We start from the raw sequence: 25378 nt of genomic DNA on the forward strand, positions 1-25378 counted from the left end.
ATGGTGTCCGTCAACGGCATGGTCGAGAAGCCCGCACCGGGCACCGCGCCGTCGAATCTGGCGGTGATCGGGCGCTATATCCTGTCGCCACGGGTGCTGCAGAACCTCAACAAGATGAAATCCGGGGCCGGCGGAGAAATCCAGCTGACCGACGCGATTGCCGAGGAAATCAACAACGACCGCGACGTATACGGCTTCCGCTTCCGCGGGCAGCGGTTCGATTGCGGATCAAAGGCCGGGTTCCTTCAGGCCACCGTATCGTTCGGCCTGGCACGCGATGAGCTGAAAGACGAGCTGTCGCGCTATCTGCGCGAAATCATCTCGTTGGACAAAGCCGCAGAATAAGCAGGAGCAGAGTCGAACGTGCGCAATGTACTGGTGACGGGGGGCGCGGGCTATATCGGCTCGCATGCCTGTAAGGCACTGAAGGCGGCGGGCTATGTGCCCGTGGTTTTCGACAACCTGTGCACTGGCTGGGAGGACGCGGTAAAGTTCGGCCCGTTCGAGCGGGGCGATCTTATGGACCGCGGCCGGTTGGACGAGGTGTTTGCCGCCTATCAGCCCATCGCCGTGATGCATTTCGCAGCGCTGTCTCAGGTCGGCGAAAGCATGTCTAATCCGGGCAAATACTGGCTGAACAACGCCAGTGGGTCGCTGAATCTGATTGAGGCGGCGGTGGCGGCGGGGTGTCTGAACTTTGTCTTCTCGTCGACCTGTGCCACCTATGGCGAACAGGACAATGTGGTTCTGGATGAAACCAGTGTGCAGATGCCGATCAACGCGTATGGCGCGAGCAAGCGCGCGATCGAGGATATGCTGAGCGATTTTGGCGCCAGTCACGGGCTGAACTCGGTGATCTTTCGCTATTTCAACGTGGCGGGTGCCGATGAGGCGGCTGAGGTCGGCGAATTCCATCAACCCGAGACGCATCTGATCCCGCTGGTGTTGGATGCGATCGACGGCAAGCGGGACGCGCTGACGATTTTCGGCACCGATTACGACACGCCGGATGGGACCTGTATTCGTGACTATGTGCATGTCTGCGATCTGATTGATGCGCATGTTCTGGGGCTGAAATGGCTTGAGGATGGCAAGGGCAGCCGGGTGTTCAATCTGGGCACCGGCAGCGGGTTTTCGGTGCGCGAGGTGATCACGCGGTCCACGGCTGTGACCGGGCGCGCGGTGCCTTTCAACGAGGGGCCACGGCGGCCGGGCGATTGCACCAAGCTGGTTTCGGGCTCGGTGCGGGCCAGGGACGAGCTGGGCTGGCGGCCGGAGCGGTCAACGATGGACCGGATGATCGCGGACGCGTGGCGGTGGCATCAAACCGGGCATTACGACAAGTGAAATGAACAGCCCCGCCCCCGCGATACGGGCCCTGACGCGGGCCGAAGCCTATCGCTTGAGGTGGAAGCGCAAGCGGCTGTTGTGGCGGGCGTTTCGGGCGCGGCGGCAATTGTCGGTGGTGGCCGATCGCACCGCGCAGATACGGCCGGATGATATTCTGGCGGTGATCGTGCAGCGCAACGAGGCGGCGCGCCTGCCGTATTTCCTGTCGCATTATCGCCGCCTTGGGGTGTCGCATTTTCTGGTGGTGGACAACGGCAGCGATGACGGCAGCGACCGGATGCTTGCCGCGCAGGACGATGTTTCGGTGTGGCGCAGCACGCATGGGTATCGGGACGCGCGGTTCGGGCTGGACTGGTCGACATGGTTGCAGATCCGCCACGCGCACGGGCATTGGTGCCTGACGGTGGATGCGGACGAGGTGCTGATTTACCCCGAGCACGAGGCGCATGGACTGCCCGAGCTGACGGCGTGGCTTGACCGGAACGGGCGCGCGGCGTTTGGGGCGTTGATGCTGGACTTGTACCCAAAGGGGCCGCTGGGCGCGCAGAGTTACGCCGCGGGTCAAGACCCGACCGAGGTGTTGCGCTGGTTCGATGCGGGGCCGTACCGCGCGCGGCGGCAGGCGCCGCTTGGCAATCTTTGGGTGCAGGGCGGCGTGCGCGAGCGGGCGTTTTTCGCGGATCAGCCAGAGCGTTCGCCGACGTTGAACAAGCTGCCGCTGGTGAAGTGGGATCGGCGCTTTGTCTATGTGAACTCGACCCATTCGATGCTGCCGCCCGCGCTGAATGCGGCATATGACGGGCCGGGGGGCACAGCGCCATCCGGGGTGTTGCTGCACACGAAGTTTCTGCCCGAGATTGTTTCCAAATCAGAAATGGAAAAACAGCGTGGGCAGCATTTCCACACCCCGTCGGATTTTGGCGATTATTATGACCGCATCGTTCAGGGCCCCGATCTGTGGGCCCCGCAATCAGTGCGCCTGACCGGGGCGGCGCAGTTGGAAGAGCTTGGGCTGATGCAGTCGCCCGCGTGGTGAGTGTCGGCGCGCGCACCCTGAGCCGATGCCATCTGTGATATACGTTTGCCATTTGTAACTTTATCTAAACGCATTGATTCATAGAAGAATAACGTGACATATTGCGCGAAAGGCTGGTGCATGTGTGATCAGCCATCGCTGGATCGCGACGCTGCGGGATTGGAATGTCTAGGTGAGCCTTTGGGAGTCTTATCGAATGCGGGTCCGGCGTCGACGCCGGATTATTCGCGCTATTCGAAAATCCAACGAATTGAATGTGGTTCAGAATCACACTGACCGGATACGGCCAGGGGATATTCTGCTGGTCTGCACCATGCGCAATGAACGGGTCAGGCTGCCGTATTTCCTGCAATATTATCGCGATATGGGGGTGAATCACTTCTTATTTGTGGACAATGACAGCACCGATGGCTCGTTGGATTATGTGGCGGGGCAGCCGGATGTGTCTGTCTGGCACACCAGAGCAAGCTACAAGCGGGCGGCTTTTGGTGTGGACTGGATGAACTGGCTGCAGCGTAAATATGCCAGTGGGCATTGGACGCTGGTGGTCGATCCGGACGAGTTTTTCATATATCCGTTCTGCGACACGCGGCCGATCCGGGCGTTGACGGATTGGCTTGATAACTCCTCGATCCGCAGTTTCGGCGCGATGTTGCTAGATATGTATCCCAAGGGGCGGCTGGATGCGCAGCCGTACCGCGAGGGGCAGGACCCACTGGAGATTGCGAACTGGTTCGATTCCGGCAATTACATGATCACGCGAAACCAAGTGTTCGGAAATCTGTGGATACAGGGCGGGCCACGGGCGCGGGTGTTTTTCCCCGACAAGCCCAAGAAGGCACCGGCGCTGAACAAGATCCCGCTGGTGAAGTGGGATCGAAAATACGCCTATTCCAGCTCGACACATATGATACTGCCGCGTGGGTTGAATCAGGTGTATGATGAATGGGGCGGCGAAAAGGCCAGTGGTGTGTTGTTGCATACCAAGTTTCTGGACACGTTCGGCGCCAAGGCCGAGGAAGAATTGCAGCGCAAGCAGCATTATTCGGGCGGTGCGGAATACAAGGTCTATGCCAAGCAGCTGAAGGATGACCCGGAGCTGTGGTGCAAGTGGTCGGAAAAATACATCAATTGGCGCCAGTTGGAGATTCTGGGGCTGATGTCCAAAGGCAACTGGGCATGAGAAAGGACGCACGCGGGTGACGGTAGGAATTGTCATGCTGGTGCACAATGCACTGGGACGGGCCGAACAGGTCGCCCGTCACTGGGCGGCGGCGGGCTGTCCGGTGGTGATTCATGTCGACCGCAATGTGCCGCGCTGGACCAATGATGTGCTGGTCAAGGCGCTGGCGGACCTGCCGGATGTGATATTTTGCAAACGTCATCGGTGCGAATGGGGCACCTGGGGCATTGTGGCCGCGTCGCAAGGCGCGTCCGAGGTGATGCTGGAGCGGTTTCCCGAGGTGCGCCATGTCTATCTGGCGTCGGGGTCGTGCCTGCCGCTGCGCCCGGTGCAGGAGCTGATTGACTATCTGGCAGAGCGCCCGCGCACGGATTTCATCGAAAGCGTGACGACGGCGGATGTGCCGTGGACGGTGGGCGGGCTGGACGAAGAACGCTTTACCATGAGTTTTCCGTTCTCGTGGAAAAAGCATCGGTATCTGTTTGATCGCTGGGTCGCGGTGCAACGCCGGTTGGGCGTGAAGCGGCGGATCCCCAAGGGGATCGTGCCGCATATGGGCAGCCAGTGGTGGTGCCTGACCCGGCAGACGCTGTCGGCGATCCTGCAAGACCCGGAGCGGGCCGAGTTTGATCGGTATTTCCGCAAGGTCTGGATCCCGGATGAGAGCTATTTCCAGACGCGGGTGCGGCTGTATGCGACGAATATCGAAAGCCGGTCGCTGACGCTGTCGAAGTTCGATTTTCAGGGCAAGCCGCATATTTTCTATGACGATCATTTGCAGCTGCTACGGCGGTCGGACTGCTTTGTGGCGCGTAAGATCTGGCCCCATGCGGACCGGCTGTACAAGGCGTTTCTGACCGATACCGAGGGCGCGATGAAGCGGACCGAGCCGAACCCCGGCAAGATCGACCGGATTTTTGCCAAGGCGGTGGTGCGGCGGACGCGGGGACGGCCCGGCCTGTATATGCAAAGCCGGTTCCCGAATGAGGGCTGGGAAAACGGTGTTACCTCGGGGCGGTATTCGGTGTTCGAGGGCTTTGCTGATCTGTTCGAGAATTTCGACAGCTGGCTGACGAACACGACGGGATCGCGGGTACATGGGCATCTGTTTGCGCCCGAGCGGGTGGAATATGCCGACCAGCAGGCGGTGATGAATGGCGCGCTGTCCGACAGTGCGCCGCTGCGCGATTATAACCCGCGGGCGTTTCTGACCAGCCTGATCTGGAACTCGCGCGGCGAACGGCAGTGTTTCCAGTTCGGCCCGCATGACACGCAGGATATCAGCTGGTTTCTGGCCAAAGATCCGAATGCGCAGATTTCGGTGATTACCGGCGCCTGGGCCGTGCCGTTGTTCAAATCGAACAGCAATTTCGCTGACATCCGCAAAGAGGCGGCGCAGTTGCAGAAGATCGAACGAGAGCATCTGAACATTCTGCGGTCGGGATATTCGAAGGCGCGGATCAGGATCTGGACGATGGCGGAATTCATCGAGGCGCCAATGGAGCCGCTGCAGACGATCATCGACGAGATCGGCAACAAGAGCCAGCGGCGGTTGGCCGAGGCACCGAAACTGGCGGATCTGACGGGCTTTGGTCAGTTCCTTCAGAATTTGAAAAATCAGGGGATGCATCCCTATCTGATGGGGGATTTCCCGGTTGCACGGGAAGGTAGCTCTGGTCAGCAATCCAAACGCAAACCCTATTTGGTGCGATAAGTCAGCATGAACAAGCAGTTCGATTACTTCGTGGTGTTGGCCGAAATGCGAACCGGCTCCAATTTTCTGGAGGCGAATTTGAATGCCTTTCCGGGGCTGACCTGCCACGGCGAGGCATATAATCCGCATTTCATCGGCTATCCCAACAAGACCGAGATTTTGGGGATCACGCAGGCCATGCGCGAGGCCGATCCGGGGCGGTTGATCGAGACGATCAAGGCGGGCACGCCGGGGCTGGGCGGGTTCCGGTTTTTCCACGATCATGACCCACGGGCACTGGAGGTTTTTCTGGCCGATCCGCGCTGTGCCAAGATCATTCTGACACGGAATCCGGTGGACAGCTATGTCAGTTGGAAGATTGCCAAGGCGACGGGGCAGTGGAAGCTGACCGATGTGAAAAAGCGCCGCGATGGGCTGGCGGATTTCAACCGGGCGGAGTTTGAGACGCATCTGGCGGAGTTGCAGGCGTTTCAGGTGCAGTTGCTGAATGCGTTGCAGGTCAGCGGGCAGACGGCGTTTTACGTGGCCTATGAGGATTTGCAGGACGTCGCGGTGATGAACGGGTTGGCGCGCTGGTTGGGTCAGGACGATCAACTGGACAGTCTGGACAAGAAGCTGAAGAAGCAAAACCCCGAGCCGATTTCCGAGAAGGTTCGGAATTTCGACCAGATGGAGCAGGCGCTGTCGCGGCTGGACCAGTTCAACCTGACGCGCACGCCGAATTTCGAGCCACGGCGCGGGGCGGCGGTGCCAAGTTACATCGCGGCGGCGAAGGCGGGGCTGCTGTATATGCCGGTGCGATCGGGGCCCGAGCGCGAGGTCATGCGCTGGATGGCGGCGCTGGACGCGGAGACGGAAGAGGCGCTGCTGAGCGGGTTTTCCCAAAAGAGCCTGCGGCAATGGAAGCGCGACCACGTCGGGCATCGCAGTTTTACGGTGATCCGTCACCCGGTGGCACGGGTGCACGCGGCGTTTTGCGAGCGGATATTGACGATGGGACCGGGAAGCTTTGCCAAGATCCGCAAGACGTTGCAGCGGGCCTATAAGGTGCCGATCCCGGATGAGGTTGACGGCAGTTACGATACTGTGGCGCATCGGGCGGCGTTTGTCGGGTTTCTGGAGTTTCTGAAGGCGAGCCTGTCGGGGCAGACCGGGCTGCGGGTGGATGCAAGCTGGGCCTCGCAGGCGCAGATCCTTCAGGGGTTTTCCGAGTATGGGGTGCCTGATTTCATCCTGCGCGAGACCGAGGCGGGCGCATATCTGCCCGCGATGGCGCAGCAGCTGGGGTATGACGCGCCGCCCGCGCTGGAGGATGCAAAGCCCGAGCAGCCGGTGCCGCTGTCTGCGATCTATGACGCGGAGATCGAACAGATGGTCAGCGCGATCTATCAGAAAGATTATATCGGGTTTGGGTTTGGCCGCTGGCCGGGTCAGGCGGCCTGAGCGCTCTGACCTTCGGTGAGGATGGTGTAGAGTGTGGCCGGGTCGGCGTTGGCGCGCAGTTTGGCGCAGGCGGCCGGGTCGCGCAGGGTACGTGAGACCAGCGCCAGGGCCTTGAGGTGCTCAACACCTGCGTCTTCGGGGGCGAAGAGCGCAAAGATCAGATCGACGGGCTGACGGTCGATGGAATCAAAATCAATCGGTTTTTCCATCAGGATGAAGGTGCCGACGACGGTATCCAGGCCGGGCAGGCGCGCGTGCGGCAGCGCAACGCCGTGGCCCACACCGGTGGGGCCAAGGCTTTCGCGTTCGATCAATGCCTCGACCGCAGTCGAGGCATTGATGCCATAGGCAGAAAAGGCGAGATCCCCCAGATCATGCAGCAAACGTTTCTTACTGGAGGCCGAGCTTATTACTTTCACGGCTCCCGGCTTGAGGAGTTTCGAAATATCCATATTGCGTTCGTTGCTCCGACTGCGGGGGGACCCCGGTCACTTGTTTATTGAGGGTCGATCCATCCGATATTGCCATCTTCGCGGCGATACACGACGTTCAACCCGTTTTTACCTTCGTTTCGGAATACCAGAACCGGCGCGCCGGCCAATTCCATCTGCATGACAGCCTCGCCCACCGAAAGCGACTGAATCTTTGCTTCCATCTCGGCGACGATGATCGGTTGCAGGGTTTCGGGCTCCGAATCCTCGTCATTGGTTTCAGAGGCGAGGATATACGAGGACCCGCCCATGAGTTCAACCGGCTCGACACGATCGCGATGGTGGTCCTTGAGGCGGCGCTTGTAGCGGCGCAGTTGTTTTTCCATTTTCTGATTGCAGCTGTCGAAGGCGGCATAGATTTCAGTATCGTGAGCCTTGGCCTGTGCCGTCAGGCCTGTGGACAGATGCACGGTCGCTTCGCAGACGTATTCATAGGCGGACTTAGAGAAGATGATATTCGCGTCGGTCGGTCGCTGGGCATATTTCTGAACGACGACGCCAAGTTCGTCTTTCACATGCTTTTGCAGGGCTTCGCCAATATCAATCTGTTTTCCACTGATCTGGTAGCGCATCTTGTCTCCTTTGCGTGACAAATCGGGATTTTTCCGGGTGCGTTCTGTGCCCCAGTTTGTTTATGCCCGAATGCTGGAATGTGACATATCAATGGATTGTTCGCGATCCGGCCTTGGCAACAAGACCACGGGCGGGAGCGAGGTGGAATCCAAGAATGTCATGCCCCCATTTGAGGCCAGCGGGTGGGGGTCTGTCAATCGACCTGCGCAAATATTTTGCGTGGCATTGTCCAAAACCAGCGGAGTTTATCCGAAGCGGAAATTCTCGCCCAGGTAGACGCGGCGCACGTTTTCGTTTTGAACAACGTCTTCGGGCGTGCCCGACATCAGCACTTTGCCATCATGCAGGATATAGGCGCGATCGACGATTTCGAGGGTTTCGCGCACGTTGTGATCGGTGATCAGCACGCCGATGCCGCGTTTTTTAAGGTCGGCGACGAGGTGGCGGATATCGCCGACGGAAATCGGATCGACCCCGGCGAAGGGCTCATCGAGCAGCAGGTATTTCGGGTCAGCGGCCAGACAGCGGGCGATTTCAACGCGGCGGCGTTCACCGCCCGACAGCGCCAGCGCGGGGGCGCGGCGCAGGTGTTCGATGGAGAACTCGGACAGCAGCTCCTCAAGCCGTTCGCGGCGTTTGTGGCGGTTGGGTTCCGAGATGTCGAGGATGGCGCCGATGTTGTCTTCGACGCTGAGGCCGCGGAAGATCGACATTTCCTGCGGCAGATAGCCGATGCCCAACTGGGCGCGGCGATACATTGGCAGGCCGGTCACATCGCGCCCATCGATCAGAACATGGCCGCCTTCGGGGTAGATCAGCCCGCAGATGGCATAGAAGGTCGTGGATTTACCGCAACCGTTCGGGCCGAGCAGGGCCACGACCTCTCCCCGGTTCAGGTCCATGCTGAAATCGCGGATCACGACGCGGGATTTATAGCTTTTGCGCAGGCTGACGACGCGCAGCCCCGAGGCTCCGTCGGTGACTTCCAGTTCGGGTTTTGCCATCCGCTAATCCCCGCTTTGCAGGGTTGTCTTGACCCGCCCGCCGATCTGCGCGGTGCCCGTGTCGAGGTTGATGGTCATCTGATCGCCGGTCATGACGTTCTTGCCCTGTGTCAGCAGCACGTTGCCTTTCAGCAGCACGGTGCCCGCGTCGATGCTGTAGTCGGCGCTGGCGGCCTCGGCTGCGTCAACGCCGCTGACCATGGTCACGCCGCCGGTGGCCAGAAGCCGGGTGATCTTTTTGTTGGTTTCGGCATAGACGACCAGCACTTCGGTGGCGGAGAGGATCATTTCGCCCTGCGTGATCACGACATTGCCGGTGAAGGTGGCGGTGCCGTCTTCCTGGCTGACGGAAAGGTTGTCAGCCTCGACCTCGACCGGGAGGTTGCTGTCCTGACGTGATTTGCCAAAGGCCACATCTGCGGCAAGGGCCGGTGTCGTCACGATCACAAGCGCGGCAAGCGCGGAGGCAAGAAGGGGGCGAAAGGCAAGCACGGGGTAAATTCCTTGGGTTACGGCTGATATACCAGCTTTACACGGTTTGTGAAAAGCAATTGGGCCTCATTCGTATCGCGGTTCGAGGTCAGAAGCATCTTTCCAGCAGATAGTGTGCCGACAGGTCCTTCGCCAGTGATAGTGCCCATGGTTTCGGCACCGATTTCGCTCATGCTGGTGATAAGTGTGTCGGTGCGCACCACATAGCCGGTCGAGCTGCTGATGATAACGCCGCCGGTCAGTTCGGCCATTTCGCGTTTGGTGTCCAGTCGGGCGCTTTCGGCGGTGAAGGTGATGCGGGTACCGCTGGTCAGGTCGATCTTGGCAGAGAGGGTCTGTGCCAGGGCTTTGTTGTTATCAGTGGGGTCGGGGCGGGCCGAGGCGGCGGTGAACGAGATCAGATCACCGTTGGCGGTTGCGCCGGAAAACTGCGGTTCGGTCACGATCTCGTCGCGGGCACGTTCCTGAAGGTCGATTTGCGAGAAGGGGATCGTGGTGGAGGGATCGCGGCTGCGCGAGAGCAGGAACAGGGTGGAGAGCAGCACAAGGGCGGCCAGTGGCAGAATTATCTTCAGCCAGGCTACGATCCTTGAATGGAAACGGTCACGCCACATGGGGGTCCTGTTGTTGGGGGCCGCGGTCAATGGCGCCCGGTTTCGGCATCAATGCGAGAAAATGTCGATTTCGGGCCAACCGGCCAGATCCAGCTTGGCACGAGCGGGCAGGAAATCAAAACACGCTTGCGCCAGTTCGGTCCGGCCCTCGCGGTCCAGCATGCGGTCCAGTTCGGCCTTGAGCTTGTGCAGATAAAGCACGTCGGAGGCGGCATAGTCGAGCTGCGCCTTGGTCAGAGTGTCCGCGCCCCAATCGCTGGATTGCTGCTGTTTCGAGATATCGACGCTGAGCAGTTCCTGAAGCAGGAATTTTAGCCCGTGGCGATCAGTATAGGTGCGGATCAGCCGAGAGGCGATTTTGGTGCAATAGACTGGAGCGGTCAGCGCGCCGAAGGCGTTGTACATTGCGGCGATGTCGAACCGGCCGAAGTGGAACAGTTTCAGCACATCGGGATCTTGCAGCAACCGGCACAGGTTGGGGGCTTCGGCCTGGCCCGGGGCGACCTGCACCAAATGCGCGTGGCCGTCGCCGCCCGAGAGTTGGACAACACACAATCGGTCGCGGAGCGGGTTCAGGCCCATGGTTTCGCAATCGATGGCGACGACGGGGCCAAGGTCAAGATCGTCAGGTAGGTCGTTGCGATAGAGGTGATTGGTCATTCCCGGCCCCGGTTTGGAGAGAATGGCGCCCAGAAAAGGTTATCCGCTCCCAAGCTTCGTTTGCGTATGCCTAGCAATACGCTTCGGGGGTTTCAACGGCGTATCGCGCGGCGCGCTGTGTTGTGCGGTCTGTGCCCCGCCTTGCTGTTGCTTTTCGAGGGCTGTGCTTATTTGAAGACGTCGCGGGCGATGATGTGTTTCATCACCTCGACCGCGCCGCCGGCGATCCGCGATATCCGCGCGTCCACAAAGGCGCGGGCGATGGGGTATTCGGTCATATAGCCGTAGCCGCCGAAAAACTGCAGGCACTGGTCCACCACTTTGCCCTGCAATTCGCAGGTCACCAGTTTCAGCCGGGCGGCATCGAGCGGGTCAAGCGCATCGAGCATGAACTGTTCCACCGCCCAATCGGTGAAAACCCGCGCTGCGGTGATTTCGGCATCAAGCTGCGCCAGCACGAACTGGGTGTTCTGGAAATCGGCGATGGTGCCGCCAAAGGCGCGGCGCTCTTTGGTGTATTCGATGGTGTTACGCAGGCTTGCCTCGGCCACTGCGACGCTGCGCACGGCCTGGCTCATCCGTTCGTGTGCGAGCTTGGTCATCAGCATGGCAAAGCCTTGCCCCTCGTCGCCCAGCAGGTTGGCGGCGGGCACGCGCATGTTGTCGAAGAACAGCTCGGACGTGTCTTGTGCGTGCATCCCGATCTTGTCGAGGTTGCGCCCGCGTTCGAACCCGTCGCAGGGGACCTCGGCCAGTATCAGGCTGACCCCTGCCGCGCCTTTGCTGGCGTCGGTTTTCACCGCCATGACGATCACATCGCAGGATTGCCCGTTCGAGATATAGACCTTTTGGCCGCTGACGACGTAGTCATCGCCGGTGCGCACGGCGCGTGTTGTGATCGCCTTGAGGTCACTGCCGGCGCCCGGTTCGGTCATGGCAATCGCGCCGACCAGTTCACCGCGGGCCATGCGGGGCAGTATCCGGCGTTTCATCGCTTCGCTGCCCCAGGCCAGAATATAGGGCGCCACCATTTCCGACTGAATCATGAACCCTGCCGCCGGGCCGCTGACGCCCGCGCGCCACATCTCTTCGATCAGAACGGCGTTGAAGGTCCAGTCGGTGCCGCCGCCGCCGTATTCTTCGGGCATATTGGTGCAAAGCAGGCCCAATGCGCCCGCCTTGCGCCAGAGGGCGCGGGGGACGATGCCGTCACGTTCCCACTGATCGTGGAAGGGGGCGATCTCGTCTTCGATAAAGCGGCGCACGGTTTCGCGGAACATGTCGTGGGTGGCGTCAAACAGGGTGCGGCGCGTCATCTGGGAGGTCCGATCTGTGGTGATGAATTAGTTGTTAGCTTGTGTATCATACACTATAATTCAAAAGTAGATAGAAATTTGCGCACCTGTCGGAGGATTGGATTTGAACGGATTACCCCCAGCGCTTGCCGCCGGTTTGGCGATGCTGCCCGATGGAACCTTTGCCGGAAAAACCGTGATGGTGACCGGCGGCGGCACCGGGCTTGGTCTGGCGATGGGGCGCGAGTTTGCCCGGCTGGGTGGGCGGATTGCCATTGCCAGCCGCAGCGAAGAACACCGCGCCAAGGGGGTCGCGGCGATCAGGGCCGAGGGCGGTATCGCGGAAGGGATCGCGCTGGATGTGCGCGATGCGGATCAGGTGGCGCTGGCGTTTGATACGGTCGAAGAACGGCTGGGGCCGGTTGAGGTTCTGATCAACAACGCGGCGGGGAATTTCCCGGTTCGCGCCGAGAAGTTGAGCCCGAATGGCTGGCGCGCGGTGGTGGACATTGTGCTGACGGGGACGTTTCTGTGCAGCAAGGCGTTTGCCGCACGGCGGGTTGCGCGTGGCGAAAGCGGTGCGATCCTGAATATTCTGGCGACATATGTTGATGGCGGCGCGCCGGGTCATGCCCATAGTGCGGCGGCCAAGGCGGGGGTGCGCAATCTGACTGAAAGTCTGGCGATTGAGTGGGCACCCGATGGCATTCGAGTGAATGCGCTGGCGCCGGGGCTGTTTCCGCACGACGATCATGCCCCCGCGATGCGCAGCCGTCGACCCGATGGATATGAGGCGGAAAAGACCCGCATTCCCGCTGGGCGCGTCGGCAAGACACAGGAGCTGGGCTGGGCTGCGACGTATCTGTGTTCGCCCTATGCCGCGTTTGTCACCGGGCATATGTTTGTGATTGATGGCGGCGACCGGCTGAACCGGTCGATCCGCAACCCTGAGTTTGAGCCGATCCGCGATCAGCTGCCGGATTAAGCCCTAGATCGGATCCCATGTGAAGACATCGCCGGAACGATCCAGCGGATAGAACGAGGCCTTGAGCGCGGGAATGGCGGTGTCGACCACGCTTTGCGGGGTCCAGCCGTCGGCGGTGTGTACGCTGCGAATCGGGCGTGGCTGCGAGAACAGGAAAATCTCGTTGGCGCGGGTGCCGAAGACCTGACCGTTCACATCTGCGGCCTCGTCTGCCAGCAGGGCCACGGCGAAGGGTGCGATCAGCTCGGGCTTGAGTTTCTTCAGGCCCTCGACACGCTTTTTCTCTTCGGGGGTGGCGTCGGGGATGGTGCCGACAAGGCGGGTCCAGGCGAAGGGGGCGATGCAGTTCGAGCGCACGTTGAAACGCTGCATATCCATGGCGATGGATTTCGACAGGCCAACGACGCCCAGCTTGGCGGCCGCATAATTCGCCTGCCCGAAGTTGCCGATCAGCCCGGATGTAGAGGACATATGCACAAAGGCGCCATGCCCCTGAGCGCGGAACACGGGGGCGGCGGCGCGCGAGACATAGAAATAGCCGCTGAGGTTGATTTTCAGCAGGCCGTCGAAGTCTTCTTCGCTCATCTTGTGGAAAATGCCGTCGCGCAGCACGCCGGCGTTGTTGATCACGCCGTCCAGTTGCCCATAGGTCTCGATGGCGGTTTGAATGATGGCCTGCGCCTGATCCCAGTCGGCGATCGAATGGGTGTCGGCGACGGCTTGACCGCCTGCGGCAATGATCTCATCCACGACGGATTGCGCTGGGCCGACCTCGCCTCCGGTGCCGTCTTCTTTGGCGCCCAGATCGTTGACCACAACCTTGGCCCCGGCTTTGGCAGCCTCGAGCGCGATGCAGCGGCCAACGCCGCGCCCTGCACCTGTGACCAGTACAACTTTGTTATCCAGCAATCCCATGCCGTTCTCCCTTGTTTTGAAATGTGATGTGCGTCAGCGGTTGGCAAGCAATGCGCCCGATATTCACTGTCGGCTTCCCCGTAGGAGATATTGATGGTGATTGGTCATTCTCGTCTTGCATTTTCCCCCCTTGCGCATTGATACTGAAGCGAACGTTTCACTTTAGTACTATAATATTCGCGATTTCAAGACGCGATGCTTTGGGTGCTTTCAGACGAGGAAATGAGAAGGCAGCGTGGGGTGGGAAATAAACTGGTAGCGTAGATTACTTTACGCTAGGTTTTTGCATGAGGTGCGGGATATCTTCCGCAGGGAGGGGATACGATGGAATTTGGAATTCGAGACTGGTCGAAACGCGAACCGGGGCGGCATGCGTTGGAGTTTACCGATCAGCCAACCGTTACATTTGGTGAACTGGAAGTCATGGCAAACCAGTTTGCGCATCTGTTTCGGCGCTGTGGGGTTGTGCGCGGCGACCATGTGGCGACGGTTCTGGGCAACGGGCCGCATATCCTTGCGGCGGTTTTGGGAGCGTACCGCGCCGGGGCGTATTTGACGCCGGTAGCCAACACGTTTTCAGAGCCCGAGATTGCCTATGTCGTTGAAAACTGCGCGGCCAAGGTGGTGATCAGCGACGCGAAATATGTCGATCGGGTTGCAAGCCTGAGTGACGCGCCGTCCGGTGCGACGCATCTGTATGCGCTGGGCGAAATCGCGGGGTTTTCTGATCTGCCGTCTGCGCTTGCCGCCCTGCCGGGCACGCCGATTTCCGATGAATCGCCGGGCGCGTTGATGATGTATTCGTCGGGCACCACGGGCGCGCCGAAGGGGATTTGCCGCCCGTTGCCCACCGCCGAACAGGTCGGCGACGGGGCGCCGCCCTATGCACGCGACCTGATCGAGATTTTCCACTATGAGGCCGACACGCGTTATCTGTCGCCCGCTCCGCTGTATCACGCGGCGCCGCTGCGCTGGACGCTGGGCGTTCTGACCGCAGGCGGCACAGCGGTGATCATGAAGAAGTTCGACGCCGAAGAGGCGCTTGGGCTGATCCAATCCGAAAACATCACGGTGTCGCAATGGGTGCCGACGATGTTCAAGCGAATGCTTGATCTGCCGCAGGAGGTGAGGGAGGCCTATCATGCGCCCGCGCATAAAAAGGCAGTCCATGCCGCCGCGCCCTGTTCGGTCGAAATCAAGCGGGCGATGATTGATTGGTGGGGGCCGATCCTTGAGGAATATTACGCCGGGACCGAAAGCGTTGGGTTGACCAAGCTGGACACTGCCGAATGGCTGCAAAAGCCAGGGTCGGTTGGCAAGGCGTACAAGGGCGTGATCCGTATTCTGTCGCCCGAGTATGAAGAGTTGGGCGCGAATGAAACCGGCATGGTGTATTTCAGCGGCACGACGAAGTTTTCGTATTTCAACGAGCCGGAAAAGACGGCGGCCAGAACCAGCCCGCAAGGGTTTCAGACGCTGGGCGAGATCGGGCGGATCGACGAGGATGGATATCTTTTCCTGTCCGACCGGCAGGACGATACGATCAACTCGGGCGGGGTGAATATCTATCCTATGGAGATCGAGCAGGCGTTGGAAGAACACCCCGATGTTGCCGATTGCGGCGTCGTGGGATTTCCCGACGAGGATTTTGGCGAACGGCCGGTGGCCTTTGTGGTGCTGCGGTCGGGCGTGGCCGACAAGGTCAGCGCAACCGATGCGGTCAAGGCATTTTGCGCGACCCGGTTGGGGCGGGTAAAGCAACCGCGGGAGTTCCATGTTCTGGACGAGCTGCCGCGTTCGGCTGCGGGCAAGTTGTTGCGGCGCGAGCTGCGCAATGCGGTGCAGGCGTCGGGCCAATAACGGCTGGCTGTCGCGTCGCGCCTCGGGGTGATTTTCCCGGATCGGTTTACGGACAAAAGAAAGGCCCGGAGCGGTGATGCTCCGGGCCTTTTGGCTGTCGTCGGTGACGCCGTGGTCTAGGGATCAAGCCATTCGCCCAAGTTGAGCCCGGCGTTTTTCTTGGAGTTGCCGATGGCCACTTTCAAGCCTTCGCCGATCTCGTTCGGGTCCAGAGATGCGGGCGCGGTGTCGCCGTGTTGCCAGCTTTCGGCAATGGTGAACCCATAGCCCCACGTCTCAAAAACGCGGCCGCTGATGTCTTTGGCGTCGGGGCTGGCCAGATAGGTCGCCAGTGCGGCGGTCCAGTCGGGCTTGCGGTTGTTCAGCGCTTCTTCGCTCCATTCACGCAGGCCTTCGGTCATGCGGGTGGTAGCGCGAGGGCACAGGGCGTTGACGGTCACGCCGTAGCGTTGCAATTCGCGCGCGGTCACGATCGAGAAGCTGGCAATGCCTGCTTTGGCGGCGGCATAGTTGGCCTGACCGATGTTGCAATACAGACCCGAATGCGACGAGGTGTTGATGATGCGGGCGTCGGGCTGAGTGCCGGCCTTGCTTTGGCTGCGCCAGATGTTGGCCGCATGGTGCGAGACGGAAAAGGTTGATTTCAGGTGCACGGTGACGACCGAATCCCATTCCTCTTCGGTCATGTTTACCATCATGCGGTCGCGCAGAATGCCGGCGTTGTTGATGACGATATCAAGATTGCCGAAGGTGTCCATCGCCTGTTCGACCATGCCTTTGGCATCGGTGAAGGACGCGGCATTGCCACCGTTCACAACGGCTTCGCCGCCCATTGCTTTGATTTCATCCACGACATCCTGGGCAGGCGAGGCATCGGTGCCGATGCCTGCTGCACTTGCGCCCAGATCGTTGACGACAACTTTGGCGCCGTGTTTGGCCAGCATCAGCGCGTGGGCGCGGCCAAGGCCACGACCGGCGCCGGTCACAATGGCCACTCGGCCTTCTACGAGTTTCATTCCGTTCTCCTGCTTTGTTCACAATTCCAACTGCCCGGTATTTCGGGCTTGGTGTGCATTATGGTGTGCTTGCATATGATCAGCAAGCACAAGTGGCGCGCCGTGGAAATATTTGCCAGCGCTTGGTGGAAATCCCCGGCGTGTGTTTTGCCGTAAGTGCGCCGGGTGTTATGTGGTTGGGGTCGCGTTCAGAACCCGGTCGCGCACGGCGCGCCGCAGGATTTTCCCGGCGGCACTTTTGGGAAGTTCCGGCCAGATCTCGATCGATTTTGGCCGCTTAAAATCGGCGAGGTTTTCGCGCGCGAAGGTCATGATCTGTTCGGCGTCGAGTGTTGGCTGGCCGGATACGACCGCGTGCAACCGGTGGCCCCAGCGTTCATCCGGCAGGCCGATCAGGGCAGCCTCGACGATACCATCGTAGCCCATCAACACATCTTCGATCTCACGCGGGTAGATGTTGAAGCCGCCCGACACCAGCAGATCATTCTTGCGCTCGATGATGTAGAAAAATCCGTCGTCGTCCATTTTGCCAAGATCGCCCGTGTGCAGCCAGCCGTTGCGGAAGGCTTCGGCGGTGGCGTCGGGGTTTTCCCAGTAGCGATCCATCACTTGCGGACCACGGCAGACGATTTCGCCAATTTCACCGGGGGGCAGGGGGCTGTCGTTTTCGTCGAAGACCATCACGTCGACCACCGCATAGGGGCGCCCGCACGATCCGATCCGGTCGTGATCTTCGGGTTGCAGGCAAGTGATGACCATCGGGCTTTCGGCCTGACCATAGGTTTGCGCGAAGACCCGGCCGAAGTGCGCCTCGGCTCGGGCCAGAACCGACGGCGAGATCGTGGAGGCGGCATAAGTGATGCGGGTGAACTTGGTCTTGAACGACGCCAGATCGGGATGTTCCAGAATCATCGCGATCATTGTGGGGACAAGAAAAGTGAGGGTGGCGCCGGTCTCTTCGGCCAGTTGCAGAAATTCAGTGGTGTCGAATTTGGGCATCACAACCGAGTGCCCGCCGCGCAGGAATGTTGGCAGAAACAGCGCGCCAGAGGCATGGGCAATCGGCGCGCCGTGCAAGAAAATATCGCCTTGGCGGACGTCGGGCAACAGCTCGGACATGATGCAATTGGTTTCAACCAGCTCGCCGCGCGTGGACAGGGTGACGGCCTTGGGTTTGCCGGTCGTGCCGCCGGTAAAGGCAAGGCGGAACACATCATCCAGCGCGCGATCAACATCGCAGGGGGTGGTGCGGCCATTTTCGATCATATCGGTAAGCTGTTGTCTGTTAACCGAAAATTCAGCCTTTAGCCCGTTGATCCCATTGTGGATGACGGCGCGCGCCCCGGCGCGGTCAAGCTTGAAATTGAGGTCGTGAACTGTTTCACGGGTGTTGATCGAGACCCGCACAAGGCCGGATTTGGCAAGCGCAAAGTAAGCGATCAGGCACTGGATGGTGTTGGGCATCGCCACGCCAACCCGGTCGCCGGGGCGCAGCCCGAGGTCAAGCAGCGCGTTGCCAAGACGATCGGTCGCTTGATCAAATTCGCGGAAGCTTATTGTCCGGTTTCCTTCGGTCAGGCATGGCGCGTCGCCGTATTGGCGCGCGCTTCGCCGTATGAGCGATCCGATTTGCATTTTTGGGCTCCTCCCAGCGAACCAATTTTCTCGACTCCAGCGCAAAACTTGGCCGAGGCCTGATGAGCGGGTAATAAAGTCTTGCATATGATAAGCAGGCAAACAATAGTGGAATGCGTTGCGGTCACGTGGGAGGCACAGACCCCTTTTTGGATTTTACGGCGCGCCCGGGGCCCTTGGTTTCCGTTCGGTGCCTGCGAGGAGTTGAGAAAAGGGTGTGAGATTTTCACGCTGCGGGCATCATTCGGGCAAAAGAATCCGAGGGGCTGGCTGCGAAGAGAAAACGACATATGCAATTTAGTGGAGGAGAACTGAATGTATCAAAAATTAAACGGAATTCTGGTGGCTGCGGCGGTGTCTGCGGCGGCTTTTGTGACGCCTGCGATAGCCCAAACAGCGATGCTTTATGCTGATCATGGCCCCAACCGCGGGACGCGTGCCGCAAGCACGCAATGGTTTCTGAGCGAAGTGGAAGCACGCACCGAAGGCCGAATCGTGGTCGACCAGCAGTGGGCTGGTGCTTTGCTGGGCGCCAAGGCGATGCTGGAAGGCATCGGATCTGATGTTGCGTCGCTTGGGACGTTGATGGGGTCGCTTTATCCCGGAGAATTCACCGGTTGGCGTGTAGGCGACTTGCCGATTGTCAATCCGAATGAGATCGCGGGCGCGATGGCCATGCATGAAATGATGGTGAACAACGAAAGCCTGATCGCGGAGTTCGACCGTCAGAACCTGAAGTATCTGGGCAGCTATAGCGTTGGACCAGCGCAGATGATCTGCAACAGTGGCCCGATCACAACGCTGGAAGATTTCGATGGCCTGAAAGTGCGCTATGCGGGCGAGTACGGGAATATCCTTTCTCAGTTCGGTGCGATCCCGGTTTCGCTGTCGGTCTCCAAGGCCTATCAGGCACTGGATACCGGTCTTATCGACTGTTCGCAGGCGTATGGGTATCTGATCCTGGCCTATAAGCTGTACGAAGTGACCAACCAGTATGTGATCTTTGACGAGGGCACATTGCAGACGAACGCGATGGTGATGAACAAGGACGCGTTCGAGGCACTTGATGCGGCCGATCAGAAGATCCTGATCGATGTCGGCACCGAGATGACCAAAAACAACGCTATGGACACGCGCAAGGCGAACAAAGCCGCGATCACAAAGCTGCAGGAAGGTGTCGACGGCCATTCTGTCAATGTCAGCTATCTGAGCGACGAGGCCAAGGTGAAGCTGCATGCGGCGAGCAAAGCCTCGGTCGATGCCTGGATCGAAGAGGCGAACGCCAACGGGTATGACGGTCAGGCGCTTCTGGACGAGTTCCAAATGCGTCTGGCGAAGAACCTTGAGATCTATAAGGACTGATCCCGAGTGAACGCGTGGGCAATGCGGGGAGTTTGCATTGCCCACTTTACCCAATTCTTCTTCTGTCGATCCTGAAACTCAGGCGGCAGTTCATCTGCGAGTGGGGCCAATGTTTGTAAATCTTTTGAATGCCGCTGATCGTGCGTTGGCGCGACTGGAGCGGTTCATGTTAGGAATTGCCGTCGGCGCGATTCTGTTGACTGCGATCATCGTTTTGATCGGTATCGGGTCGCGTGAAATTCTGCCGTTTCGTATTCCGGATGACACCGAGATTATCGCACAGCTGATGGTGGTCAGCATTGCCTTTGGGCTTGGATATGTGACGAACAACAATGCGCATATCGCGATTGATCTGTTCTATGTGCATTTTGGCCGCAGGTTTCAGAGATTCTGTGACAGTATCGCGGTGGTGGCCGGTCTGATTGCCTTTGTTCCGATCACCTATTGGGCCATTCACGACGTCGAAAAGCTGTTCCGGACCGGACGGTATTACGCGGGTGAATTGCAGTTTCCCGAATGGCCGACGCGCGCAATTTTCCTGTTTGGGTTTGCGGTTCTGTCGTTGCGTCTGATCATGATCTTCATGAGGCGCGTAACCGGGGCAGATCTGGAACGATCCACCGACATTAACGCCGATATCGCGGCCTGACCCTCCCTTCCTCATAGAGCAAAGAGCACCCTCATGGACCCAACTCTCGTCGGCATCATCGGATTGGCCGTTGCCCTGCTTCTTATCGCGCTACGCACCCCGATTGCCTTTGCATTGGGCGCGGTGGCGATCACCTGTATTTTCATCTTTTTCGCCTTTCCCGCGTCCGGCGGGATGCACCTTCAGCGTGCGATCAAACCGACGCTGACGCTGTCGACCGGCACCATGTTCGAGCTGTTTCATTCCTATAGCCTGAGCGCGATCCCGATGTTCGTGGCGCTTGGCCACATCAGTTACAAGGCCGGGATCACCAGTGACATCTATTTCGCGGCGCGGGCCTGGTTGAACCGGGTGCCGGGCGGGTTGGCGATGGCGTCGGTCATCGGCTGCGGGGGGTTCGCGGCCATTTCGGGGTCCAGCCTTGCCTGCGCGGCGACGATGGGCCGGGTTGCGGTGCCAGAGATGCAAAAGCATGGCTATAGCGACGCGCTGGCCACTGGGTCGGTCGCGGCTGGCGGAACGCTTGGGTCACTGATCCCACCCAGCATTCTGTTCATCCTTTACGGCGTGTTTGCCGAGGAATCGATCAGCTCCTTGTTCATCGCGGGGGTCATTCCCGGCCTGTTGTCGATGGCGGGATACTGGTTGGTAATCGCGATCTGGGCGTCGGTGCGCCCGCAAGACGCGGCCAGCGGCAGCCAGACCTTTCGCATGAGCGAGCGGATGATGGCGCTGGTCAATTCCTGGCCTGCGCTGCTGATCTTTTTGATCATCATCGGCGGAATCTATGGCGGTATCTTTACGGCGACCGAGGCGGCCGGGGTCAGTTTTGTCGTCGTGACGGTCATCTCGTTTGTGACGAAGCGGATTACGCTGAAGGAGTATTTCGAAGCGATCAAGGAGACCGCATATCAGACGGCGGCGATCTTTCTGATTGCCGGGGCGGCCAAGATATTTGTGACCTTCGTGTCGCTGACCGGCGTCACCAATGCCATGCTTGTTCTGGTGCAAAGCTATGACCCAAGCGCGGCCGTTTTGTTGATCGGCATTGCGGTGATCTATCTCATCATGGGGATGTTTCTTGACCCGTTGGGAATCTTGTTGCTGACCCTGCCGTTCGTGCTGCCGCTGATGGAGCAGAATGGCTATAACCTGATCTGGTTTGGCGTGATCGTGGTGAAGCTGCTTGAGATCGGCCTGATCACCCCGCCTGTTGGTCTGAACGTGTTCGTGATCAACAGCGTGACCGAGCCGAAAGTGCCGGTGGGTCGAATCTTTGCCGGTGTGACGCCGTTCTTTGCGATGGATCTGGTGGTGCTGGGGCTGTTGCTGGCTTTCCCGGCTCTGTCGCTTTGGTTGACGTAACGTTCACCGCATAATGCACCCGTCTGGCGGCAATGTGCACCGCCAGACGGCTTGAAATATGGCCGATTGTACCGTTTACACTCGCCCGATCTGCGGTTCGGGGTGAGGGCCAAAAGCCTTGTGGATATGATCCTTTGTAGGCTTTTTCGCACTTTTCCACGCGCTGAATATGTTTGTCCGCTCTGCCGCTTGGTCAGGCCGTGCCCGATTTGTGTGGTATGATCTGGCCAATATCCCGGGATCTTTACATTAATCGTGTGTATAGTATGTTAGATATGCAATCCTTACGGGTAACATGTCGTGATCGCCTTTGGGAAATCCGCACGAGAACGGAGCTAAAAATGCCAAGCAAAAACAAAAACACAGCATCAGATCGACCCCGGGCCACCGGTGAAAGCGGACCAAAGGAATTCAGGATCGGCTTCCTTGTTCATGACGTTTCGCGGATGCGCCGGACGCTGTTCGACACTGCCATGAAGCCGCTGGGCATTACCCGGTCGCAATGGTGGGCGCTGGCGCAATTGTCGCGCAGCACCGCGCTGAATGAAAACAAAGACATCCTGCAAAGCGATCTGGCCCGGATCATGGAAGTCGGGAAAGTGACCGTTGGCGGGCTGATCGACCGGCTTGAATCGAGCGGCTTTGTTGTGCGGGTTCCGGATGCACATGACCGGCGCGCCAAGCGGGTGAGCATCACGAAGCAGGGCCATGAAGTGTTGGATCGCATGGTCGGCGTCGGACATGAGCTGAACATCCAGACGTTGAACGGGATTTCGCCAGAAGAACTGCGGGCGGCTGAAGGTGTCTTGGCGAAAATGAAGGTCAATATCCGCGCTATCTTGGGGCCAGACATGAACGGCTGACACCTGATCAGGCGTTGTTTTTATGGTGGTGCGGCTTGCAACAGCCGCGCGCCAGTCTGTAAAAGGCGCTGAATTTTAGTGCGCTTGCATAAAGAGTGATAGCGAACCATACTTGCCTCGGACGTGATCAGCCATGCGGGCCGGTCAGATGAGGAGAGTGGGCGTGCAAGTACGGAACATTAGGCCGGAGCTGGATATTTTCGGCGCGGCATTGCTGGCAGGGTTTTGCTTTCTAACCGTTTTGCACGAATTCCTGACGGCGAACTGGCCGGTCTTCTTCGCCTTCGTCTTTCTGATCCTTTATCTGGCGCTTGATCTTCGGTCAATAAAGGCCAGCGTCTGGATGATGATGTTTGCCATGCTTGCGACAGTCATTGCCAGTCTTGTCGTTTTTGGTCCGCGTCTGGATATCTTCTTGCCTGCCTTCGAGCGCGGGGCGTTTATCGCGTTTTTCGTGATCAGCCTGACGACATTGCGTATTCCGTGCCAGCGGTCGGCGATCATCCTTAACCTTGGGAATTCGATCGTGCAGCAACCCGAAGGGCGGCGCTATTTGTCGATGGCATTCGGGGCGCAGCTGTTTGGGGTTTTGCTGAATATCGGCGCGATCGGCCTGTTGGGAACGGCGGCGCGGCGGTCAGTCAACCCGGGGCCGGACGGGGTTGAAAGCGACGTTGATCAAGCCCGGTTGAAACAAATGACCCTTTCGATTTTGCGCGGCTTTGCCCCGCTTGCGATTTGGTCGCCAACCTCGGTCACACTGATCGTGATCATCGAAACCTTTCCGGATCTGACGTGGTATACATTCTTGCCCTATGCGCTTGGCGCGACGGCGGCGTTTGTCGGTCTTGGCTGGATCTTTGACCGCGCGGCGCGCACGGGTGAAGCTGTTGCCCGCAAGGCCGTGCCATCGCCGGGTCTGGGAGCGGTGTTCTTGCGGGCGATGCCGATCATTTTCGGGATCGCGCTGTTTGCGTGGGTTCTGACCAAGGTGCTTGGGGTTTCGAACATTCTGGCGCTGACAATATCGGTGCCGTTAAGTTCGGCCATCTGGCTGTTGATGCAAATCCTGTCTGATGGCGAGCCGCGCCCGATTGCGGCGCTCGGCGGGGTCGTGCAACGAGAATTCACGCGAACAAGCCAACAGATGCGTCCCGAGGTCGGGATCTTTCTGGCGGCAGGGGTCATGAGCGTGCTGATCGGGCCGTTGTTCGATATCGACGGCATGATTTCGCAGCTTTTGGGCATGGGGGTGCCGTCCAATGTGCTTTTGTTGGGCGTCAGTCTGTTGGTTTTCTCATTGGCTGCCGTCGGCGTCAGCCCGTTTCTGACGGCGATGCTGATGGCTTCTACGTTGTCTCATGTCGAAGGGTTCGGGGTGCCGACCTATGTGACCGCGCTGGCGTTGATGATGGCGTGGGCCGGCAGCTTGAGCATTTCGTCATTCATGGCGGTGACGCGGTTGCTGGCGGCCTGTGTTGACCGGCCAGTGAACCTTATCTGTCTGGGCTGGAACCTGAAATTTGCGCTGACATGGATGGGGCTTGTCGCGGTCTGGATCCTGATCGCAGCCGCCTAGGGGCGGATTTTGACGATCCCGGAGGCCTGAAGCGACGCAATCTCGGTCTCGGTCAGCCCGGCCTCTTGCAGGATTTCAGCGGTGTGTTCGCCCAATTGCGGCGGGTGCCGGACGACGCTGCGTGGGTTGCCGCCGAACTGTACGGGTTGCGCGACGGCATTCAGCGGCCCGGCGGCGGGGTGGTCATAGGGCATGACCATGCCCGTGGCGGCGGTATGAGGGTGATCAAGCATTTGCGCCAAAGTGTTTAGGGGCGCGCAGGGCACCTTGACCTTGGCCAGTTCGGTGTCCCAATAGGAAACCGGTTGTTTGGCGATGGCGTCTTGCACCAGGCGCAGCGTTTCGGCGCGGTTGGCGACGCGGTTGGGGTTGGTGGCGAAACGCGGATCGTCGCGGATGCCGTCGAGGTCGGCAATCGCGCAGAATTTGCGCCATAGGTTGTCGTTGGCCACGCCGATCATCACGATGCCATCTGAGGCCTCGAAGGTCTGATACGGACAGAGCGATTCATGGCTGGAGCCGCATTTGTCCGGCTGTACGCCGCGCTGCCAGAAGCTTTGCAGATTATAGGCCAGCAAGCCCATCGCCGTTTCAAACAGCGACACCTCGACGATTTGGCCACCCTGACCGGATTTACGGGCATAAAGCGCGGCCAGAATGCCGGTCAGCGCGTGGATGCCGGTGGTCTGGTCAATCGGAGAAATCGGGCTGCGGATCGGCGATCCGCCCTCTTCGCCGGTCAGGGACATGACGCCGCTGAATGCTTGCAGGATCACGTCATAGCCGGGCGCGTTCTTCATCGGGCCACGCCGTCCGAACCCCGAGATCGAGCAATAGATGACGTCGGGGTGAATGGCGCGCAAGCTGTTGTAATCAATGCCAAGCCGTTCGGACACGCCGGTGCCGAAGCTTTCGATGACCACATCACAGGTGGGCAGAATGCGGCGGATCAGGGCTTGGCCTTCGATAGACTTCATATCAACGGACAGGCTGCGCTTGCCGCGGTTCGCGCTTAGGAAAACGGTGCCCATGTCGGCCTCGAACGGTGGCCAAGCGCGGGTTTCATCGCCAAGTCCGAGCGGTTCAACCTTGATGATATCGGCGCCCATGTCGGCCATGTACTGCGTACACAGCGGACCGGCGAGGACCTTGGAGAAATCGAGAACCCGAACGCCATCGAGCGGCTTTGGCATGGTCATGTGCAGTTCCTGAGCAAGGCCGTAGGCACGCGCATATTGTCGGTGCAGACGGGAAGTCAAAATGATATACGTGCATACTATAGGCTTATGTTCCG

At 59.5% G+C, this 25378-nt stretch carries 24 protein-coding genes; 13 read left to right on the forward strand and 11 right to left on the reverse strand.

All coding sequences use genetic code 11. The features are described from left to right. The 6 genes from BSF79_RS04800 to BSF79_RS04825 all read left to right on the forward strand — a co-directional run. On the forward strand, positions 1 to 345 hold a 345-nt coding region (locus BSF79_RS04800; protein ID WP_245776319.1), incomplete at its 5' end, for a sugar phosphate nucleotidyltransferase. An 18-nt stretch (positions 346 to 363) separates the two neighbouring features. Continuing rightward, the gene (gene galE / locus BSF79_RS04805; RefSeq protein WP_090268735.1) at positions 364 to 1347 is read left to right on the forward strand and encodes a UDP-glucose 4-epimerase GalE; all 984 of its coding nucleotides are present in this window, start codon (positions 364 to 366) and stop codon (positions 1345 to 1347) included. Between the two features lies 1 nt (position 1348). After that, a complete protein-coding gene (locus tag BSF79_RS04810) occupies positions 1349 to 2386 on the forward strand; it encodes a glycosyltransferase family 2 protein (protein ID WP_090268736.1) in 1038 nt (345 codons plus the stop codon). Between the two features lie 196 nt (positions 2387 to 2582). Beyond that, positions 2583 to 3569, forward strand: a complete 987-nt coding sequence (locus BSF79_RS04815; protein WP_090268737.1) for a glycosyltransferase family 2 protein — start codon at positions 2583 to 2585, stop codon at positions 3567 to 3569. 16 nt (positions 3570 to 3585) lie between these two features. Next, the gene (locus BSF79_RS04820; RefSeq protein ID WP_090268738.1) at positions 3586 to 5283 is read left to right on the forward strand and encodes a DUF5927 domain-containing protein; all 1698 of its coding nucleotides are present in this window, start codon (positions 3586 to 3588) and stop codon (positions 5281 to 5283) included. Between the two features lie 6 nt (positions 5284 to 5289). Further along, the gene (locus BSF79_RS04825; protein ID WP_090268739.1) at positions 5290 to 6726 is read left to right on the forward strand and encodes a nodulation protein NodH; all 1437 of its coding nucleotides are present in this window, start codon (positions 5290 to 5292) and stop codon (positions 6724 to 6726) included. On the opposite strand, the gene BSF79_RS04830 is transcribed toward BSF79_RS04825, so the two are convergent. The 7 genes from BSF79_RS04830 to BSF79_RS04860 all read right to left on the reverse strand — a co-directional run bounded on the left by BSF79_RS04830 (position 6714) and on the right by BSF79_RS04860 (position 11876). Next, a complete protein-coding gene (locus BSF79_RS04830) occupies positions 6714 to 7178 on the reverse strand; it encodes a PTS sugar transporter subunit IIA (RefSeq protein WP_090268740.1) in 465 nt (154 codons plus the stop codon). The genes BSF79_RS04825 and BSF79_RS04830 overlap by 13 nt on opposite strands. Before the next feature lie 44 nt (positions 7179 to 7222). Beyond that, positions 7223 to 7789, reverse strand: a complete 567-nt coding sequence (gene hpf / locus BSF79_RS04835; protein WP_090268741.1) for a ribosome hibernation-promoting factor, HPF/YfiA family — start codon at positions 7787 to 7789, stop codon at positions 7223 to 7225. Between the two features lie 246 nt (positions 7790 to 8035). Then, complete coding sequence (gene lptB / locus BSF79_RS04840) at positions 8036 to 8794, reverse strand: LPS export ABC transporter ATP-binding protein (RefSeq protein ID WP_090268742.1); 759 nt, start codon at positions 8792 to 8794, stop codon at positions 8036 to 8038. A gap of 3 nt (positions 8795 to 8797) precedes the next feature. Continuing rightward, positions 8798 to 9286, reverse strand: a complete 489-nt coding sequence (gene lptA / locus BSF79_RS04845) for a lipopolysaccharide transport periplasmic protein LptA (protein ID WP_090268743.1) — start codon at positions 9284 to 9286, stop codon at positions 8798 to 8800. Between the two features lie 17 nt (positions 9287 to 9303). Beyond that, complete coding sequence (gene lptC, locus BSF79_RS04850; protein ID WP_090268744.1) at positions 9304 to 9900, reverse strand: LPS export ABC transporter periplasmic protein LptC; 597 nt, start codon at positions 9898 to 9900, stop codon at positions 9304 to 9306. A gap of 48 nt (positions 9901 to 9948) precedes the next feature. Beyond that, positions 9949 to 10560: a ribonuclease D gene (locus BSF79_RS04855; protein ID WP_090268745.1), complete on the reverse strand. Its 612-nt coding sequence runs from the start codon at positions 10558 to 10560 to the stop codon at positions 9949 to 9951. 167 nt (positions 10561 to 10727) lie between these two features. Continuing rightward, entirely contained in the window at positions 10728 to 11876 is a 1149-nt protein-coding gene (locus BSF79_RS04860) for an acyl-CoA dehydrogenase family protein (RefSeq protein ID WP_090268746.1), read from the reverse strand. Between the two features lie 103 nt (positions 11877 to 11979). On the opposite strand from BSF79_RS04860, the gene BSF79_RS04865 reads away from it, so the two are divergent. Then, positions 11980 to 12840: an SDR family oxidoreductase gene (locus BSF79_RS04865; protein WP_217650045.1), complete on the forward strand. Its 861-nt coding sequence runs from the start codon at positions 11980 to 11982 to the stop codon at positions 12838 to 12840. A 3-nt stretch (positions 12841 to 12843) separates the two neighbouring features. On the opposite strand, the gene BSF79_RS04870 is transcribed toward BSF79_RS04865, so the two are convergent. Then, a complete protein-coding gene (locus BSF79_RS04870; protein WP_175545260.1) occupies positions 12844 to 13755 on the reverse strand; it encodes an SDR family NAD(P)-dependent oxidoreductase in 912 nt (303 codons plus the stop codon). Between the two features lie 324 nt (positions 13756 to 14079). Here BSF79_RS04870 and BSF79_RS04875 point away from each other — a divergent pair, with 324 nt between their 5' ends. Continuing rightward, positions 14080 to 15615, forward strand: coding sequence for an AMP-binding protein (locus tag BSF79_RS04875; RefSeq protein WP_090268748.1), 1536 nt, complete (start codon positions 14080 to 14082; stop codon positions 15613 to 15615). A 116-nt stretch (positions 15616 to 15731) separates the two neighbouring features. Here the strand turns inward: BSF79_RS04875 and BSF79_RS04880 are convergent, their stop codons facing one another. Both BSF79_RS04880 and BSF79_RS04885 read right to left on the reverse strand, forming a co-directional pair. Continuing rightward, positions 15732 to 16631, reverse strand: a complete 900-nt coding sequence (locus BSF79_RS04880) for an SDR family NAD(P)-dependent oxidoreductase (protein ID WP_090268749.1) — start codon at positions 16629 to 16631, stop codon at positions 15732 to 15734. 168 nt (positions 16632 to 16799) lie between these two features. Then, positions 16800 to 18266 (reverse strand): AMP-binding protein, encoded by a 1467-nt coding sequence (locus tag BSF79_RS04885; protein WP_090268750.1) that lies wholly within the window; start codon positions 18264 to 18266, stop codon positions 16800 to 16802. Positions 18267 to 18581: 315 nt separating this feature from the next. Between BSF79_RS04885 and BSF79_RS04890 the strand changes: the two genes are divergently transcribed. The 5 genes from BSF79_RS04890 (at position 18582) to BSF79_RS04910 (ending at position 24084) form a co-directional block, all read left to right on the forward strand. Next, the gene (locus BSF79_RS04890; protein WP_090268751.1) at positions 18582 to 19628 is read left to right on the forward strand and encodes a C4-dicarboxylate TRAP transporter substrate-binding protein; all 1047 of its coding nucleotides are present in this window, start codon (positions 18582 to 18584) and stop codon (positions 19626 to 19628) included. A 109-nt stretch (positions 19629 to 19737) separates the two neighbouring features. Next, complete coding sequence (locus tag BSF79_RS04895; protein WP_090268752.1) at positions 19738 to 20277, forward strand: TRAP transporter small permease; 540 nt, start codon at positions 19738 to 19740, stop codon at positions 20275 to 20277. 33 nt (positions 20278 to 20310) lie between these two features. After that, on the forward strand, positions 20311 to 21642 hold the full coding sequence (locus BSF79_RS04900) for a TRAP transporter large permease (RefSeq protein ID WP_090268753.1): 1332 nt from the start codon (positions 20311 to 20313) through the stop codon (positions 21640 to 21642). A 446-nt stretch (positions 21643 to 22088) separates the two neighbouring features. Beyond that, positions 22089 to 22505, forward strand: coding sequence for a MarR family winged helix-turn-helix transcriptional regulator (locus tag BSF79_RS04905; protein WP_245776320.1), 417 nt, complete (start codon positions 22089 to 22091; stop codon positions 22503 to 22505). A 163-nt stretch (positions 22506 to 22668) separates the two neighbouring features. After that, positions 22669 to 24084, forward strand: coding sequence for a hypothetical protein (locus BSF79_RS04910; RefSeq protein ID WP_139246382.1), 1416 nt, complete (start codon positions 22669 to 22671; stop codon positions 24082 to 24084). Here BSF79_RS04910 and BSF79_RS04915 read toward each other — a convergent pair. Beyond that, positions 24081 to 25283 carry a CaiB/BaiF CoA transferase family protein gene (locus BSF79_RS04915; protein WP_090268756.1) on the reverse strand — a complete coding sequence of 401 codons (1203 nt, stop codon included), beginning with the start codon at positions 25281 to 25283 and terminating at the stop codon, positions 24081 to 24083. The two genes, BSF79_RS04910 and BSF79_RS04915, sit on opposite strands and share 4 nt — an antisense overlap. Between the last annotated feature and the right edge of the window lie 95 nt (positions 25284 to 25378).

This window comes from Thalassovita taeanensis (assembly GCF_900110775.1).
In the GTDB taxonomy this organism is placed as follows: Bacteria; Pseudomonadota; Alphaproteobacteria; order Rhodobacterales; family Rhodobacteraceae; genus Litorimicrobium; species Litorimicrobium taeanense.

Coding starts and splice junctions, on each gene's coding strand:
- BSF79_RS04810 (WP_090268736.1), top strand. CDS start 1,349: ATGAACAGCCCCGCCCCCGCGATACGGGCCCTGACGCGGGCCGAAGCC.
- BSF79_RS04815 (WP_090268737.1), top strand. CDS start 2,583: ATGCGGGTCCGGCGTCGACGCCGGATTATTCGCGCTATTCGAAAATCC.
- BSF79_RS04825 (WP_090268739.1), top strand. CDS start 5,290: ATGAACAAGCAGTTCGATTACTTCGTGGTGTTGGCCGAAATGCGAACC.
- BSF79_RS04830 (WP_090268740.1), bottom strand. CDS start 7,178: ATGGATATTTCGAAACTCCTCAAGCCGGGAGCCGTGAAAGTAATAAGC.
- hpf (WP_090268741.1), bottom strand. CDS start 7,789: ATGCGCTACCAGATCAGTGGAAAACAGATTGATATTGGCGAAGCCCTG.
- lptB (WP_090268742.1), bottom strand. CDS start 8,794: ATGGCAAAACCCGAACTGGAAGTCACCGACGGAGCCTCGGGGCTGCGC.
- lptC (WP_090268744.1), bottom strand. CDS start 9,900: ATGTGGCGTGACCGTTTCCATTCAAGGATCGTAGCCTGGCTGAAGATA.
- BSF79_RS04855 (WP_090268745.1), bottom strand. CDS start 10,560: ATGACCAATCACCTCTATCGCAACGACCTACCTGACGATCTTGACCTT.
- BSF79_RS04860 (WP_090268746.1), bottom strand. CDS start 11,876: ATGACGCGCCGCACCCTGTTTGACGCCACCCACGACATGTTCCGCGAA.
- BSF79_RS04870 (WP_175545260.1), bottom strand. CDS start 13,755: ATGGGATTGCTGGATAACAAAGTTGTACTGGTCACAGGTGCAGGGCGC.
- BSF79_RS04875 (WP_090268748.1), top strand. CDS start 14,080: ATGGAATTTGGAATTCGAGACTGGTCGAAACGCGAACCGGGGCGGCAT.
- BSF79_RS04880 (WP_090268749.1), bottom strand. CDS start 16,631: ATGAAACTCGTAGAAGGCCGAGTGGCCATTGTGACCGGCGCCGGTCGT.
- BSF79_RS04885 (WP_090268750.1), bottom strand. CDS start 18,266: ATGCAAATCGGATCGCTCATACGGCGAAGCGCGCGCCAATACGGCGAC.
- BSF79_RS04890 (WP_090268751.1), top strand. CDS start 18,582: ATGTATCAAAAATTAAACGGAATTCTGGTGGCTGCGGCGGTGTCTGCG.
- BSF79_RS04895 (WP_090268752.1), top strand. CDS start 19,738: ATGTTTGTAAATCTTTTGAATGCCGCTGATCGTGCGTTGGCGCGACTG.
- BSF79_RS04900 (WP_090268753.1), top strand. CDS start 20,311: ATGGACCCAACTCTCGTCGGCATCATCGGATTGGCCGTTGCCCTGCTT.
- BSF79_RS04905 (WP_245776320.1), top strand. CDS start 22,089: ATGCGCCGGACGCTGTTCGACACTGCCATGAAGCCGCTGGGCATTACC.
- BSF79_RS04915 (WP_090268756.1), bottom strand. CDS start 25,283: ATGACCATGCCAAAGCCGCTCGATGGCGTTCGGGTTCTCGATTTCTCC.